This is a genomic window from Aeromonas sp. QDB39, assembly GCF_027707585.1.
GTDB lineage: Bacteria > Pseudomonadota > Gammaproteobacteria > Enterobacterales > Aeromonadaceae > Aeromonas > Aeromonas hydrophila.
Window position 1 is genome coordinate 49,113 of the sequence record NZ_JAPCIV010000030.1, and the last position, 14,802, is coordinate 63,914.

General features: G+C 62.9%; 13 protein-coding genes and 1 pseudogene. 9 read left to right on the forward strand and 5 right to left on the reverse strand.

The window, feature by feature from the left end; all coding sequences use genetic code 11:
* Positions 1–46 precede the first annotated feature (46 nt).
* Together mrcB and gloA2 are read left to right on the forward strand one after the other, a co-directional pair.
* Positions 47–2,368, forward strand: a complete 2,322-nt coding sequence (mrcB, locus tag PG899_RS17460) for a penicillin-binding protein 1B (RefSeq protein WP_016351880.1) — start codon at positions 47–49, stop codon at positions 2,366–2,368.
* Positions 2,369–2,410: 42 nt separating this feature from the next.
* Positions 2,411–2,812: an SMU1112c/YaeR family gloxylase I-like metalloprotein gene (gene gloA2 / locus PG899_RS17465; protein ID WP_252411183.1), complete on the forward strand. Its 402-nt coding sequence runs from the start codon at positions 2,411–2,413 to the stop codon at positions 2,810–2,812.
* A gap of 96 nt (positions 2,813–2,908) precedes the next feature.
* Here the strand turns inward: gloA2 and PG899_RS17470 are convergent, their stop codons facing one another.
* Together PG899_RS17470 and PG899_RS24265 are read right to left on the reverse strand one after the other, a co-directional pair.
* Entirely contained in the window at positions 2,909–3,229 is a 321-nt protein-coding gene (locus tag PG899_RS17470; RefSeq protein ID WP_011707272.1) for an SMR family transporter, read from the reverse strand.
* A gap of 191 nt (positions 3,230–3,420) precedes the next feature.
* Positions 3,421–3,783: pseudogene (locus PG899_RS24265) on the reverse strand (SMR family transporter); the annotation flags it as partial.
* Between the two features lie 156 nt (positions 3,784–3,939).
* Here PG899_RS24265 and PG899_RS17480 point away from each other — a divergent pair.
* Together PG899_RS17480 and PG899_RS17485 are read left to right on the forward strand one after the other, a co-directional pair.
* Complete coding sequence (locus PG899_RS17480) at positions 3,940–4,821, forward strand: LysR family transcriptional regulator (RefSeq protein WP_011707270.1); 882 nt, start codon at positions 3,940–3,942, stop codon at positions 4,819–4,821.
* A gap of 114 nt (positions 4,822–4,935) precedes the next feature.
* Positions 4,936–6,516, forward strand: a complete 1,581-nt coding sequence (locus tag PG899_RS17485) for a response regulator (protein WP_024945740.1) — start codon at positions 4,936–4,938, stop codon at positions 6,514–6,516.
* Between the two features lie 75 nt (positions 6,517–6,591).
* On the opposite strand, the gene PG899_RS17490 is transcribed toward PG899_RS17485, so the two are convergent.
* The gene (locus PG899_RS17490) at positions 6,592–7,119 is read right to left on the reverse strand and encodes a DUF2937 family protein (protein WP_252411186.1); all 528 of its coding nucleotides are present in this window, start codon (positions 7,117–7,119) and stop codon (positions 6,592–6,594) included.
* Positions 7,120–7,294: 175 nt separating this feature from the next.
* On the opposite strand from PG899_RS17490, the gene PG899_RS17495 reads away from it, so the two are divergent.
* Positions 7,295–8,017 (forward strand): phosphatase PAP2 family protein, encoded by a 723-nt coding sequence (locus tag PG899_RS17495; protein ID WP_252411187.1) that lies wholly within the window; start codon positions 7,295–7,297, stop codon positions 8,015–8,017.
* A gap of 257 nt (positions 8,018–8,274) precedes the next feature.
* On the forward strand, positions 8,275–9,177 hold the full coding sequence (locus PG899_RS17500) for a sulfite exporter TauE/SafE family protein (RefSeq protein ID WP_045789069.1): 903 nt from the start codon (positions 8,275–8,277) through the stop codon (positions 9,175–9,177).
* A gap of 60 nt (positions 9,178–9,237) precedes the next feature.
* Here the strand turns inward: PG899_RS17500 and PG899_RS17505 are convergent, their stop codons facing one another.
* A complete protein-coding gene (locus tag PG899_RS17505; RefSeq protein ID WP_252411188.1) occupies positions 9,238–10,053 on the reverse strand; it encodes a hypothetical protein in 816 nt (271 codons plus the stop codon).
* A 219-nt stretch (positions 10,054–10,272) separates the two neighbouring features.
* Positions 10,273–11,559 (reverse strand): glutamate-1-semialdehyde 2,1-aminomutase, encoded by a 1,287-nt coding sequence (hemL, locus tag PG899_RS17510; RefSeq protein ID WP_270697526.1) that lies wholly within the window; start codon positions 11,557–11,559, stop codon positions 10,273–10,275.
* Between the two features lie 222 nt (positions 11,560–11,781).
* Here hemL and clcA point away from each other — a divergent pair, with 222 nt between their 5' ends.
* From clcA to erpA, 3 genes are all read left to right on the forward strand, one after another.
* Entirely contained in the window at positions 11,782–13,176 is a 1,395-nt protein-coding gene (gene clcA, locus PG899_RS17515) for a H(+)/Cl(-) exchange transporter ClcA (protein ID WP_270697527.1), read from the forward strand.
* An 86-nt stretch (positions 13,177–13,262) separates the two neighbouring features.
* Positions 13,263–13,958 (forward strand): DUF6776 family protein, encoded by a 696-nt coding sequence (locus tag PG899_RS17520; RefSeq protein ID WP_041218637.1) that lies wholly within the window; start codon positions 13,263–13,265, stop codon positions 13,956–13,958.
* 90 nt (positions 13,959–14,048) lie between these two features.
* A complete protein-coding gene (erpA, locus tag PG899_RS17525; RefSeq protein ID WP_005304404.1) occupies positions 14,049–14,399 on the forward strand; it encodes an iron-sulfur cluster insertion protein ErpA in 351 nt (116 codons plus the stop codon).
* Positions 14,400–14,802: the final 403 nt, after the last annotated feature.

Here is a 14,802-nt window from a genome sequence, read left to right on the forward strand (position 1 = left end):
TTCGCGAACGCGACATAACAAGTAGAAAGGAAAGCAAAGAGGATTTATGGCAACGCAACGACGCAAGCGCACCCCCAAGAAGGCGGCGCCCAAACGCACCATCTGGCGCACGCTGTTCTGGCTGGGCTTCAAGCTCTCCCTGGTGGGAGCGGCTTTTATGGTGGTGTTTGGCATCTACCTCGATACCAAGGTGCGTGAACGCTTCGACGGCGAGAAGTGGCAGTTGCCGGTGATGGTCTACAGCCGGCCGCTGGAACTCTATCCCAGCCAGCGCCTCTCCCAGGCCCAGATGCTGCGCGAGCTCAACATGCTGAGCTACAAGCAGGTGCGCCAGCCCCACACCCCGGGCGAGTATGCGGTGAGCGGCAACCGCATCGAGCTTATTCGCCGGCCGTTCGAATTCCATGACGGGGCCGATGCCGCCCGCGGCCTGCGCCTCACCTTCAACGGCGCGCGGCTGGAGGGGATCCAGTCGCTGGAGAACCAGCGTCAGCTCGGCTACGCCCAGATGGACCCGGTGCTGCTCGATCGCCTCAACACCGAGGATCGGGAGGACCGCCTGCTGGTGCGCATCGCCGAGGTGCCGGACAGCCTGCTGATCACCCTGCTCACCACCGAGGATCGCGACTTCTACCAGCACGGCGGCGTCTCGCCGGTGGCCATCATGCGGGCCATGGCGGCCAACCTGCTGGCGGGTCGTACCGTGCAGGGGGGCAGTACCCTGACCCAGCAGCTGGCCAAGAACTTCTTCCTGACCCGGGAACGCAGCCTGTGGCGCAAGGCACAGGAAGCCTACATGGCGGTGCTGATCGACTATCGCTACAGCAAGGACGAGATCCTGGAGGCCTACCTCAACGAGGTCTATCTGGGGCAGAACTTCTCCCAGGGGGTTTATGGCTTCGGGCTCGCCTCCTACTTCTACTTCGGCATTCCGGTCAACGAGCTGGACATCGATCAGGTGGCCCTGCTGGTGGGCATGGTGAAGGGCCCCTCCTATTACGATCCCTGGCGCTTCCCGGAGCGGGCCAAGGCGCGTCGTGATCTGGTGCTCAAGCTGCTGATGGATCACGGCAGCCTGCAACCGGCCGAGTATGAGCTGGCCAGCAAGCAGCCGCTCGGCATCATCACTCGCGGCCAGATGAGCTATGGCCGCACCCCGGCCTTCATGGGCCTGCTTAAACGGGAGATCCAGAGCCGCTTCGGCCCGGATCTGCTCAAGCAGTCCGGCCTCAAGATCTTCACCAGTCTGGATCCCATCGCCCAGCACGCCGCCGAGCAGGCGGTGGAGTCGGGTCTGGCCCAGATCGAGAAGCTGCGCGGCAAGAAGAAGCTGGAGGCGGCCATGGTGGTCTCCGACTGGCACAAGGGCGAGGTGGTGGCCATGGTGGGCGGTCGGGATCCGCGCTACGCCGGCTTCAACCGGGCGCTGGATGCCCGTCGCCAGATAGGCTCGCTGGTGAAGCCCGCGGTCTACCTGACCGGCCTCTCCAACGGCCTGACCCTGGGCACGCCGCTCAAGGACCAGCCGATCCGCATTCGCGGCAAGGATGGCCAGATCTGGACCCCGCAAAACTATGACCGCAAGTTCCGCCAGAGCGTGCCGCTGATGGATGCGCTGGCCAGCTCCCTCAACGTGCCGACCGTCAATCTGGGGCTGCAGGTGGGGCTGGACAAGGTGGTGGACACCCTGCACAAGCTGGGGGTGGAGCAGGAGATCCAGCCCTATCCGTCGCTGGTGCTGGGGGCGGTGGCGCTCTCGCCGATGGAGGTGAACCAGATGTACCTGCCCATCGCCAACCAGGGGCTGACCCAGCCGCTGTCGGCGATTCGGGCGGTAGTCAACAGCGACGGCAGCAAGCTCTATCAGCATGATGAAGCGGCCAAGCGGGTGACCGATGAGCAGGCCAGCTGGCTGACCCTGTTTGCCATGACCAAGACGGTGAGCCAGGGCACGGCGCGCGCGCTCGGTGCCAAGTTCCCCGGCGCCACCATGGCGGCCAAGACGGGCACCACCAACGAGCTGCGCGACTCCTGGTTCACCGGGCTCGACAACAACGAGCTTGTCAGCATCTGGGTCGGACGCGACGACAACACCCCGGCCGGCCTGACCGGCGCCAGCGGTGCCCTGCAGCTGTTCAGCGGCTACATGAGCCAGCGCGGGGTCAACAGCCTGGCCATGAACATGCCGCAAGGGGTGAGCTGGGCCAGCTTCTCCCGTGCCAGCGGCACCCGGGTCACCAGCGACTGCCCGGGCAGTCTGCAGGTACCGGCCAAGCTGGCCGGGCTGGCCGAGCCCATGGGCTGCGCCAGCCCGGTGTCCAGCCCGGCCAATGCGCTGGACAACTGGTTCAACGGTTTCTTCAACTGACCGCAGCGGGCAGCTCAGGCTGCCCGCTTGCCCGGAGTGCTCATGTCACATCCCCTGTTCGATGCCATCCACCACGTGGCCATCATCGCCAGCGATTATGCGCGCTCGCGCCACTTCTACCACCAGGTGCTGGGGTTGCCCATCATCGCCGAGACGCTGCGCGAGGAGCGCCAGTCGTGGAAGCTGGATCTGGCGCTGCCGGACGGTAGCCAGCTGGAGCTGTTCAGCTTCCCGGCGCCGCCGCCGCGCCCCTCCCGGCCGGAGGCGTGCGGCTTGCGCCACCTGGCCTTTCGGGTCGCTGAGCTCGACCGGGTCATCGCCCATCTGCAGGATCATGGCGTCGAGGTGGAGCCGGTGCGGGTGGATGAGCTGACCGGCAAGCGCTTTACCTTCTTCGCCGACCCCGACGGCTTGCCGCTGGAGCTCTACGAAGCGAGCTGCTGAGGCAGACCTGCCGCGAGCCTGCATTGCCCCATAAAGAGCAGAAGCCGCCCGGTTAGCCGGGCGGCTTCTTTTCATGGTGTGCAGTGCGTGAGGCGATCAGGCGGTGGTGAGCAGGGTCACCGCGACGGCCATCACCAGCATGCCGACCCAGCCGATGGGCTTGAGTCGCTCGCCAAACAGCAGCAAGCCACCGAGGGCGGTGCCCAGAATGCCGATGGCACCCCAGGTGGCGTAGGCCACGGCCAGATCGATCTTGCCGGTGCTCACCGCTTCCGACAGCAGGGTGAAGGCACACAGCACCAGCAGTATGCCGAGAAATCCCCAGCCTTTGTGACGAAAACCAACCGAGCGGTTGATCGCCATGTTGGCGCCGATATCCAGCAGGGCCGCTCCCAGTACGATGATCAACGGGTGCATACGGCCTCCTTGGCAGCGCCAAGGCAGCGAGTACTGCCAGTGCCTGCGGCCGGTTTATCATGGGCAGCGCCAAGACGGCGGGTGCTACCGGTACCTGCGGCCGGTTTGTCATGGGCTGCGCCAAGACGGCGGGTGCTGCCGGTACCTGCAGCCGGTTTGTCATGGGCCGCGCCAAGACGGCGGATGCTGCCGGTGCCTGTGGTCGGTTCGTCATGGGTTTCACCCATTGTCACCAGAACAATACCCACTATGGCCAGCGCCAGTCCGACCAACTCCTGAGCATTCAGGTGGTAGTCGAGGAACAGCACGGAGACGACGGTGATCAGCGCGATCCCCAGCCCCTCCCAGAGCGCGAAGGCAATACCAATGGAGATTGTTTTGGCGGCTTTGGCCAACAACAGATAGGAGAAGGAGATGAGCAGCCACATCGGCAGATAGTTGAGCCAGCCGGCCTCGTTCTCCGGGATCATGGCCATGCTGGAGGTCCCCGCGACCTCGGTCAGGATGGCGCCCGTCAGGAAGATGCGGGCCAGGAGCATGCGATTGAATAACATAAAATGTCCTTTTGTTGCTGCGACGGGGCCATGATAGCCACAGCCCGCTCAGGCGGCAGAATCGCTGAGCGTCGACAATTCAGACGCTGACGGTTTGCCTTGCTAGAAGGGGGCAAGGTAAGGTGAATATCGGATACCCTGCTCACGACCCAGATCATGAAGCTCTACCAGATACAACTCTTTGTGGAATCAGCCAGCAGTGGCTCCATCGCCAATACGGCGCGCCGGCTTGGCAAGAGCCGCAGCGCCGTCAGCACGGCGATAGCGGCGCTTGAGGTTGAGCTTGGCGTCGAACTTTTTGAACGAGGTGCCAACCAGAGCCGCTTGACCGAGATCGGCGAGCAGGTGCTGGATGACTGCAAGCGGCTGCTGCAGGCCGCCAACAGCCTCAAACTCAAGTGCGAACACTACGCCTCCGGCGCGGAGGTAGCGCTGCGGGTGGCGCGGGATGATGCCATTCCCGAGGCGGTGTGGCGGGAGATGCTGGGGGCGCTGCGCCACCAGTTTCCCGGCACCAGCATCTCACTGGTGCTGGCCTCGCCGCCGGAGCTGCCCGCGCTGGTGGAGGAGGGGTTTGTCGACGCCGCCTTCGGCCTTATCACCGAGGAGCAGGAGCGCAGCGGCCTCAACATCGAGGTGCTCAACCCGATCCGCACCCTGATGGTGGTGGCCCCGAGCCACCCGCTGGCCAGCCTGAAGCGGGTATTGCAGCAGGATCTGACCGGCCATACCCAGGTCACCCTCTCCTATGTGGACGAATTTTCGGTCAAGAGCCTGTTGCCCATCGGCGGCCACCACATCGGGTTGTCGAGCTTCGAGCTGATGCGCGATGCGGTGCTCGACGGCCTCGGCTGGGCCGTGCTGCCGTCGCCGCTGATCCAGAGTCAGCTGCGGCAAGGGGAGCTGCTGACCTTGAAGCACAAGTTCAGCCTGCAGTGGCGCGACTACGGCGTCTATCTGTCGGAAAATGCCTATCACGGCAAGGTGTTGGCCTGGCTGAGGAAGGCAATCCAGGCCTATCTCGAACCGTTCGAATAAACCGGCCGGCACCGGGCGGGCACGAGGGGGGCAAGTGCAGGGGCTTGTGATCCATCGCTGCCTGATGGTACATACTGTCAGTACCCTCATGCAGCGCCTGGAGGCGTGAACGATATGAGCAGTGCCCAAGACAAGGACGAGCTCTGGCTGGATGACGACATCATCGAGCTGGATGACGATGAGGCCGTGGTGACCAAGGCGATCAACCCCTGGCAGGTGTTGATCGTCGATGACGAGCCGGACATTCATCATGCCACCCGGCTGGCACTTTCCAACATTCAGTACAAATCCCGCCCGCTTGAACTGCTCAACGCCTACAGCGGCGCCGAAGCGGCCCGCATGCTGCTGGCCAATCCGCGCATCGCCCTGATCCTGCTCGACGTGGTGATGGAGACCGAGGATGCCGGCCTGCGGCTGGTGCATCAGATCCGCAACGAGATGCATAACAGCCTGGTGCGCATCGTGCTGCGCACCGGCCAGCCGGGGCAGGCCCCGGAGCAGCGGGTGATCCTCGATTACGACATCAACGACTACAAGACCAAGACCGAGCTGACGGTGCAGAAGCTCTACACCACCGTCATCGCCTCCCTGCGCTCCTACGAGACCCTCTGCGCCATCGACAAGAGCCGGCAGGGGCTCGGCAAGATACTGGAGGGGGCGGGGGATCTCTATCATCTGCACTCGCTGCGGGAATTTGCCTCCGGCGTACTCAAGCAGATCAGCGCCATTCTCGACGTGGGCACCGAAGGCGCCATCTGTGCCGAACGCCGGCCCGGCTCGCAGGAGCTGGAGATCCTGGCGGCCACCGGCGACTATGAATCCCTGCTGAGCGATGTGCCGCTCAGTACCTTCCCGGCCCTGCACGATTCGGTGATGAGTGCGCTCGCCAATCGCTGCAACCGCTTCGAGCATCCCCAGGATGCGCTCTATATCGCGGCCCAGAACGGGCGCGAGTTCGTGCTCAATTTCACCCCTACCCAGCCGCTCGATCCGCTCGAGTGCGATCTGCTGGACGTGTTCTGTCAGCGCATTTCGGCGGCGTACGACAACCTCTATCTCTACAACCAGCTGCTGCGCGCCCAGGAGGCGACCGTGGTGGCGCTGGCGGCGCTGGCGGAGTTCCGCGATTCGGATACCGGCGATCACGTGCTGCGGGTGCAGAAGCTCTCCGATGCCATCGTGGCCGAGCTGCAGCAGGCGGGGGCCTATCCCGATGAGCTGACACCGGGTTTTGTCGACATGATCGGCATGGCCAGCATACTGCACGACGTGGGCAAGGTGGGCACGCCGGACCACATCCTGCACAAGCCGGGCCGGTTCGAACCGGATGAACGGCTCATCATGGAGCAACACGCGGACATCGGCGCCAGTATCTTGCACAAGGCGGGGGAGATGGTGGAGGGCACCAGCTACCTGTCGCTGGGGGCCGAGATTGCTCGCGGCCATCATGAACACTTCGATGGCAAGGGTTACCCGGAGCAGCTGGCCGGCCAGCAGATCCCGCTGTCGGCCCGCATCGTGGCCGTGGTCGACGTGTTCGATGCCCTGCTCAGCAAGCGGCCCTACAAGGAGCCCTGGTCGCTGGCCCAGACCATGGAATATATCCTGTCACGCTCCGGCAGCCAGTTCGATCCCCAGGTGGTGCAGGCGCTCCAGCGTTTGGTGAGCCAGTCGCGGTTGCCATACGAGCTGTGACACCGGACGGAAACAACAGAGGGGCCACTGGCCCCTTTGTTGTTTCCGGCTGCCTGCGCCACCTGGTCGATTGCGTCAGCGCGGCGCGTAGCGTGTGCGGGGCTGCTGCCGGCGAAACGGCAACAGCACCAGGCTGAGCAGCAGATCGCCAAGCAGGGCTGCGAGCAGGCCTGCCGCCATGCCGCAGACGATGGCGGCCTGCTTGAGCGGCACCACGTAGCTGTAGTTTTGCAGGGTATCCTGCCAGAGCTGGGGCTCGGCGCGCAGCAGCAGGTGGGAGAGTTGCCGATACCAGGGATGGTGCTTGTAGACACTCTCCTGCTGCAGGGTCTGGCGCTGGCTGACCAGCAGCTGCAGGCTGGCGGCATCCTTGGCGAATACCGGATCCGGGTTGGTACGATAGTGGTTGATCAGGGCCGTCAGATCGCCGTTGAAATGCTGGTCCGCCGTCTCCTGAAAAGGGGCCAGGCTGAGGCTTGCCTGCTGCAGGCGGGCATCCAGCCGCTGGTAGTAGAGGTCGATCAGACCCGGGATCTGCACGCCGGCCAGCAGGCCCAGGGCAAACAGCATCATCCGAAGGTAGCTGCGCATAGCTCTCGTCATCTCGCGAAATAGAGGGACTCCATACTAGCCGCAAGGCTGCAACAGGCCAAGCCGGCAGGGGACCCGCCGGCTTTCCGGATAGGAGGCATGACCCTTTCCTTCCTCGTTTGTGTGATTCACGTCACGCTTTTTATGCTTTAAAATACGGCCCCATTTTTCGGGGAGGAGAGTCTGTATGCGCAAATTTATACCCTGTTATCTGTTGGGTGGTCTCATCGCCATCAGCTGGGCCGCTCTGCCCGATCACGGCCCATGGGATCAGTGGGAGCTCGCCGTCTTCCATCTGGTCAATGGCTGGCTGGGTCAGGCCCAGTGGTGGGCCGATCTGGTGGCCGTGACCAACAACCGGCTGTTCGATCTGGCGGTGCTCTCCTGCATGGGGCTGATCCTCTCTCGCTGCTTCTGGCGTGCGGACGAGCAGGGACGCCGCCGGCTGGTGGCCATGGGGATTGTCATGCTGCTGGGGGCGCTGGTGATCAACCAGTTCGGTCATCTGCTGCCGGTCAGTCGGCCCAGCCCGACCCTGACGGTGGCGGACGCGCTGCGGGTGACCCAGCTCAGCGCGATCCCGACCAAGGACTCCTCCAGCGACAGCTTCCCCGGCGATCACGCCCTGTTCCTGATGATCTTCGCCGGCTTTGCCCTGCGCCATCTGCCGCGCTGGGCCGGGGTGACCGCGCTGCTGATGGTGCCGCTGTTCTCGGCGCCCCGCATCCTCTCCGGTGCTCACTGGCTGACGGATGTCTATGTGGGCGCCCTGTCGCTGACCCTGCTCTGTCTGCCGCTGCTGTTGTTGACCGGGCTGTCGGATGCACTGATCGGCTGGATCGCCCGGCGACTGCCACGCCTGCCGGGCTGGCAGTGGCTGGCGGGTAAAACGCCGGTGAGTCAGCAATAAAAAAAGAAGGTCGGTGCATACCGGCCTTCTTTTTGGCTACTTCCCGCCGGTGACTGTGGTCGTCGCGAAATGACCATGACTACCACCGGTGGCCCCAGGCCTGCTGGCCCTCATAGACAAGTATTAGCAGATTCGTTCGGGCGTGCTCGTCATGAGTTTCTCCAGATAATCGTTTGCATGGGCTGAATGCTTGATCCTGACCAAGATTTTTTATTTTTGCTGCCTTAGAATCGCCGCCCGTTGCTGGAGAACTCTGTATGTTAATTAATCTTTTGCGCCTGATATTCATCATCTGCGCCCTGGTGTTCATCTTCATGCTGGTACGGGCCTGGTGGCACAAACGGCAACAGGGGGAGCTGGAGTCGACCCCCTTCTGGCCGGTGGCGGCCATCGGTTTTGTCGCCAATTTTCTCGATACCCTGGGGGTCGGCAGCTTCGCGGTGAAGACCGCCTGCTACAAGCAGTTCAAGCTGATCGACGATCGGCTGCTGCCGGGCACCCTCAACGGCCAGTGCGTGTTGCCGACGGTCACCCAGTCGCTGATCTTCATCGGCGCCGTGCAGGTGGATCCGCTCACCCTCATCGGCATGATGGTGGCCGCGGCCGCCGGGGCGGCTTGGGGGGCGCGCCACGTCGCCTCGTTCGATCGCCAGACCATCCGGCTGGTGATGGCGGTCTCCCTGCTGGTGGTGGCCGGCCTCATCTTCGCGGGCCTGCTTGGGCTGTTCCCCCTCGGTGGCGATGCCATGGGGCTGACCGGTTACAAGCTCGGGATCGCGCTGCTCGGCAACTTCATCTTCGGCGTGCTGATGAACGTGGGCATCGGCCTGTTCGCCCCCTGCATGACCCTGGTCTATCTGCTCGGCATGAATCCGCTGGCGGCGTTTCCCATCATGATGGGCTCCACCGCCGTGCTCAGCGTCTTCTCGGCGGGCACTTTCATCCGCAAGGGGGCCTTCGATGCCAAGGCGGTGCTGGCGGTGGCCATCTTCGGCCCTGTCGGCGTGGTGCTGGCGGCCATGCTGGTCAAGTCGATGGATATGGCGATGCTCAAATGGCTGGTGGCCTTCATCGTCATCTATACCTCCTGGACCATGTACGCCTCCTGGCGGGCGGCGCGGAGGGCGCCACAACCCCGGCTGGCAGGCGTCACTGGTTAGCCAGTGCGGCGCGTGTCGGTGCTGGCCGTGGAGTATTGACGTGATTGCAGGCCTTCATCGTCATCTAGATCTCTTGGACCATGTACGCCTCCTGGCGGGCGGCGCGGCGGGAGCCACAACCCCGGCTGGCAGCGGTCGCAGGCTGGCCTGCACCAGCGCCGCTTCGGCCCTAGCCCCCAGAAACACATAGAGCCCGAGGGCCAGCAGCAGCCCCACGGCGCACCCCATCACACCCACAGCTGGCCAGAGCAGTTCGCTCTGGCCGAGCGAGCCCTTGAACAGCAACAGCAGCCCCTCGATGGAGACCGCGATCAAGATGGCGGCGATGAAGCGGGTAATGGTGCGGCGAATCGCGCTGTGGCGAAAGATATCCTTATGCAGCAGCACCTCCTCTTCCAGAATGGTCTTGCCCAAGTCGAACACTGCCAGCGCCAGGGTCAGGAAGATGATGGCGCTGAAGGCCCCCAGCCGGTTCTGCTGCGCCCCGCACAGCAGCAGATAGAGTTGCTCCAGCCCGTGCCAGATGAGCGTCGCGACGATCAGAAACAGCGCCAGACTCAGCACCACATAAACCCCCTTGAACCAGGGCATGGCCCGGCGTCGCTCCCTGTCCCCCATCAGCCAGGCGATGAGCTGGTTCAGGCAGAGGGTCAGCTCACGACCCTGGCCTCGCACTATCAGATGCAAACGGGCTTGCGGCGCCGGCACCGGTGGCAGGATCCCGAGCGGTTCCCGACTGGGTGCCTGGTTCAGGATGAAGGGATAACTCCTGAGTGAATCGGGTGATGCCGTGAGCAGTCCCAGCAGCAGAGGGGCCAGTTCGGCTTCGTACTCCTGATAGCGTCGCAGCACATCGATGGGGCTCATTTCCGCCATATACACCTCGCTCAAACGGGCTTGCATCCAACTTGCAGGGTGCAAATTGTGGGCCCGTTTTATGACGGGCAGAGGGGCGGGATATGCACCGTTTGGTGACAGAGCAGCACCGCTTGCGCAAATGCTGCACCAACATCGGGCGTATCAGGGGAGGCCGAAAGGCGCCGAAGCTGCAATGAAAAAGGGCCCGTGAAGGGCCCTTTTGCGACACGCGGCGGCTTAGCCAGCCAGCTTGGCGAAGCTGCGCTCTGCGGCGGCCAGGGTGTGTTCAATCTCCTTGTCACCGTGCGCCAGCGACAGGAAGCCCGCCTCGTAGGCACTCGGCGCCAGGTAGACGCCCTCTTCCAGCATCAGATGATAGAAGCGCTTGAAGCGTTCCATGTCGCAGCGGGTCACCTGCTCGTAGCGGGTGACCTCGGGCTCGTCGGTGAAGAAGAAGCCGAACATGCCGCCGACGTAGTTGATGGCAAGCGGGATACCGTGCTTGGCGGCAGCGGCTTTCAGCCCTTCTGCAACCCGGGCGGTCTTGGCGCTCAGCTCTTCATAGAGGCCCGGCTCCAGCAGCAGATCCAGCATGGTGAGGCCGGCAGCCATGGCCACCGGGTTGCCGGAGAGAGTGCCGGCCTGATAGACGGGGCCGGTCGGGGCGATGTGCTGCATCACCTTCTTCTTGCCGCCGAAGGCGCCGACCGGCATGCCGGCACCGATGATCTTGCCGAGGGTGGTGAGATCCGGGTCGATGTTGTAGTGGCCCTGGGCGCCGCGCAGGGAGACGCGAAAGCCAGTCATCACCTCATCCAGGATCAGCAGGGCGCCGAACTCGTCACAGATGGCGCGCAGCCCTTCCAGGAAGCCGGGTACCGGCGGGATGCAGTTCATGTTGCCGGCCACCGGCTCGACGATGATGCAGGCGATCTCGCTGCCGTATTGGGTGAAGGCTTCGCGCACCGAGTCCAGATCGTTGAACACGCAGGTCAGGGTGTGCTTGGCAAAGTCGGCCGGGACGCCCGGGCTGTTGGGCTGACCCAGGGTCAGCGCGCCGGAGCCGGCCTTGACCAGCAGGGAGTCGGCGTGGCCGTGGTAGCAGCCTTCGAATTTGACGATCTTGTCGCGACCGGTGTAGCCGCGGGCCAGCCGGATGGCGCTCATGGTGGCTTCGGTGCCGGAGTTGACCATCCGGACCTGCTCCATGGAGGGCACGATCTGGCGCACCTTCTCGGCCATCAGCACTTCGATCTCGGTCGGGGCGCCGTAGCTCAGCCCTTTCTCCACCGCCTTGATGACGGCGGCCTTGATGGCTGGGTGGTTGTGACCCAGCAGCATGGGGCCCCAGGAGCCGATGTAATCCACATAGGCCTGGCCATCCACGTCATAGAGGTAGGCGCCATCGGCGTGATCGATGAAGCGGGGTGTGCCGCCGACCCCATTGAAGGCGCGGACCGGTGAGTTGACGCCGCCCGGAATGGTCTGGCGGGCCTGTTCAAACAGCTGATCTGATTTTGACATGGATCATCCTTAATGGGATTTTGGTCGTCACACAGGCGCAGGTGGCCGATTGCGGCTCGGCAGTCGGGGGGCGCTGGAGTATGCTTGCGCTCTTGACCCCGGCCAAGGACTGCCCCGTGTTAAATGAAACGGGCCGACTATAGCAGAAAGGCCCGGTGCTGGGCAGCCGGACAGCAGGCCGGATGATCGTCACCTCCGTCAGCAAACGAATGTGGTTTTTTCATGTCGCAACAAGCTCTCTCCTCCTCCGAACCGCTCTCGCCTCCCCGCGGCCCTGTCCTGCGGCGGATCATTCATCAAGACAAGATGCCCCTGCTGGTGCTGCTGTTGGCGGCGCTGGTCGGCACCCTGGCCGGGTTGGTCTGCGGACTGTTCGAGTCCGGCGTGCACTGGCTGGCACAGCAGCGTGTCGACCTGCTGGCCGATCGCCCCTGGTGGCAGCTCGGCCTGCTCGGCTTTGGTTTCAGCGCCTTGCTGGGTTGTATTGGTTATTTCCTGACCCATACCTTTGCGCCGGAGGCGGGTGGCTCCGGCATTCCCGAGATTGAGGGGGCCATGGACGAGCTGCGTCCGGTACGCTGGTGGCGGGTGTTGCCGGTCAAGTTCTTCGGTGGCATCTGCACCCTGAGCTCCGGCATGGTGCTGGGGCGGGAAGGCCCGTCGGTGCAGATCGGCGGTAACCTCGGCAAGATGGTGGCGGATATCTTCCGGCTACCGAAGGAGCATGGCCACGCCCTGCTGGCAGCCGGGGCTGCGGGCGGTCTGGCCGCGGCCTTCAATGCGCCGCTGGCGGGGATCCTGTTCGTGATGGAGGAGATGCGCCCGCAGTTTCGCTACTCCTTTCTGGCCATCAAGGCGGTGGGCATCTCCGCCATCATGGCGACCCTGATGCTGCAGAACATGAAGGGGCAGGGGGCGGTGATCAGCTTGCCTCACTACGATGCGCCGGCTCTCAGGGCGCTCTGGCTGTTCCTCTTCATGGGGGCCGCTTTTGGCGTGCTGGGTTTTGTCTTCAACAAGCTGGTGCTGGCCTGTCAGGATGGTTATCTGGCGCTGCATCAAAACAGACGCCATCGCTTTGTGGCCATCGGGACGCTGGTGGCAGGAACCTTCGGCGTGCTGTCGCTGGTTGCCCCGGCGGTGACCGGCGGCGGTACCGAGCTCATCCCCCATCTGATGGGCGGGGAGTATGCGATGGCCACCTTGTTCCTCATCTTCTCCATCCGGCTGGTGGCTACCCTGGTCTGTTTCTGCTCAGGCGCGCCGGGCGGGGTGTTTGCCCCGACTCTGGCGCTGGGCACCCTGTTCGGGGTGGTGTTCGGGCATCTGTTCCATGCGGCCTTCCCGGAGCTGGGCATCGAACCCGGTGCCTTTGCCATTGCCGGAATGGGCGCGTTGTTTGCCGCCACCGTACGTGCCCCCATCACGGGGATCGTGCTGGTCACCGAGATGACCGACAACTATCAGCTGATCCTGCCCATGATGATCACCACGGTCGGTGCGACCCTGGTGGCGCAGTGGTTGGGGGGGCGCCCGATTTATTCCCAGATCCTCGAGCGAACTTTACGGCTCGCTGCGCGTCAAAAGCGGGGAGAAAGCGGCGTCACCGCCGGTTAACCCTTTGTCTGCCGGCCTGAATCTGCTTGAGTCGCGTATAGTGAAGGGAGCGTGGCCGCAGTATGCGCAGTAACAAAAGAGGCCTTATGTCCCAGATAGTGAAGTGGTTGGCAGTGCTGATGGTGGGGGCGCTCATCGGCTATTTCGTCGGTAATCGCCAGGAGCTGGCCCAGAGCAGCTTGCTGACGGTGCAGCAGGAGACGCTGGAGCGCCAAGGCAAGGCCATAGGCCAGCTCAAGAGCGAGCTCGGCATCAAGGAGACGCTGCTGGCTACCCAGAAGGCGGCATTCGAGCAGTTGCAGCAGACGCTCAAGGATCAGGAGGCCCAGGTACAGGAGCAGAAGCGCCAGCTGGCCTTCTTCGAGCGGATCATGCGTCCCACCGGCGAGCAGGTGGGGGTGGTGATCGACAACCTCACCCTGCAGGAGACCAGTATCCCCGGCCGTTATCACTATCGGCTGGCGCTGACCCAGCCCGCCAAGAAGCGCGAGCTGTTTCGTGGTCAGGTACAGATAAAGGTGGAAGGCAGTCAGGGCGACAAGCCCAGAACCCTCGGTAGCCGCGAGCTGGGTATGAAGGTGGGGGAGGGGCGCTATGCACTGCGTTACTTCCAGCTGCTGGAAGGCAACTGGCAGTTACCGGAAGGCTTTGTACCGGATCGGGTACGGGTCACCATCGGCAAGGATGGCCGGCAACCAGCCCAGGAGCTGCTGGCTGAATGGGGTGAGGTAATCAAGCCGCTGGTGGTCGCTCCACCGGCTCCCGTACCGGCCGCACAGTAAGAAGCTTGGTGAATACTTGAACTGAATGGTCGGGTATTGGATAATTTCGCGGTTTCCATGTTTGTGGATTTAACGGTTGTGAGGTCAGTAATGAGTGCAGTAGCAGAAGCCCCGTTGCCCATCCAGATGACGGATGCGGCAGCCAACAAGGTGAAGACCCTGATCACCGAAGAAGAAAATCCCGAGCTCAAGCTGCGGGTGTACATCACGGGCGGTGGCTGCTCCGGTTTCCAGTATGGTTTCACCTTCGATGAGAAGATCAACGAAGGGGATACCGTGGTCGAGAAGAGCGGGGTCACCATGGTGATCGATCCCATGAGCCTGCAGTATCTGGTTGGCGGCAGCGTGGATTACACCGAAGGTCTGGAAGGCTCTCGCTTCACCGTGACCAACCCCAATGCCACCACCACCTGTGGCTGTGGTTCCAGCTTCTCTATCTGATATAGAGATACCGCGTGATATCGAAGGGCCCCAAGGGGCCCTTTTCGTTTTTGGCCCCCCCATCCATACCTATTAGTTAGTCGGACGCTTTGGACTAGCCAGTAATGCTAAAGAGCCCTTGATGGGCTTCCTTTGGGTTGTTTTTGGGGCGCTTTTTATCCTGATTGATGGTTAGTTAAACACTTGAACGTCTTTTTCAAAAAAACACGGAGTTTTCGCTTGTCAGCGAGAATCATATCCCTATAATGCGCCTCCATCAGCACGGCGCAGTGCGCGTCTGGTCTGGCTTGCAAAGCAAACCAGTGAGGGTTATAGTTATCGACCCTGCTCTTTAACAATTTGAATCAAGCAATCTGTGTGGGCACTCACAGCATCGAGCATCAAAAACAATTTTTGATATCAA

What these genes read in the sequence shown, in the direction of transcription:
- PG899_RS17520 (WP_041218637.1), top strand. Translation starts at nt 13,263, where the DNA reads ATGTCCCAGATAGTGAAGTGGTTGGCAGTGCTGATGGTGGGGGCGCTC.
- PG899_RS17490 (WP_252411186.1), bottom strand. Translation starts at nt 7,119, where the DNA reads ATGACGAGAGCTATGCGCAGCTACCTTCGGATGATGCTGTTTGCCCTG.
- hemL (WP_270697526.1), bottom strand. Translation starts at nt 11,559, where the DNA reads ATGTCAAAATCAGATCAGCTGTTTGAACAGGCCCGCCAGACCATTCCG.
- PG899_RS17480 (WP_011707270.1), top strand. Translation starts at nt 3,940, where the DNA reads ATGAAGCTCTACCAGATACAACTCTTTGTGGAATCAGCCAGCAGTGGC.
- erpA (WP_005304404.1), top strand. Translation starts at nt 14,049, where the DNA reads ATGAGTGCAGTAGCAGAAGCCCCGTTGCCCATCCAGATGACGGATGCG.
- PG899_RS17485 (WP_024945740.1), top strand. Translation starts at nt 4,936, where the DNA reads ATGAGCAGTGCCCAAGACAAGGACGAGCTCTGGCTGGATGACGACATC.
- clcA (WP_270697527.1), top strand. Translation starts at nt 11,782, where the DNA reads ATGTCGCAACAAGCTCTCTCCTCCTCCGAACCGCTCTCGCCTCCCCGC.
- PG899_RS17470 (WP_011707272.1), bottom strand. Translation starts at nt 3,229, where the DNA reads ATGCACCCGTTGATCATCGTACTGGGAGCGGCCCTGCTGGATATCGGC.
- PG899_RS17495 (WP_252411187.1), top strand. Translation starts at nt 7,295, where the DNA reads ATGCGCAAATTTATACCCTGTTATCTGTTGGGTGGTCTCATCGCCATC.
- PG899_RS17500 (WP_045789069.1), top strand. Translation starts at nt 8,275, where the DNA reads ATGTTAATTAATCTTTTGCGCCTGATATTCATCATCTGCGCCCTGGTG.
- mrcB (WP_016351880.1), top strand. Translation starts at nt 47, where the DNA reads ATGGCAACGCAACGACGCAAGCGCACCCCCAAGAAGGCGGCGCCCAAA.
- gloA2 (WP_252411183.1), top strand. Translation starts at nt 2,411, where the DNA reads ATGTCACATCCCCTGTTCGATGCCATCCACCACGTGGCCATCATCGCC.
- PG899_RS17505 (WP_252411188.1), bottom strand. Translation starts at nt 10,053, where the DNA reads ATGGCGGAAATGAGCCCCATCGATGTGCTGCGACGCTATCAGGAGTAC.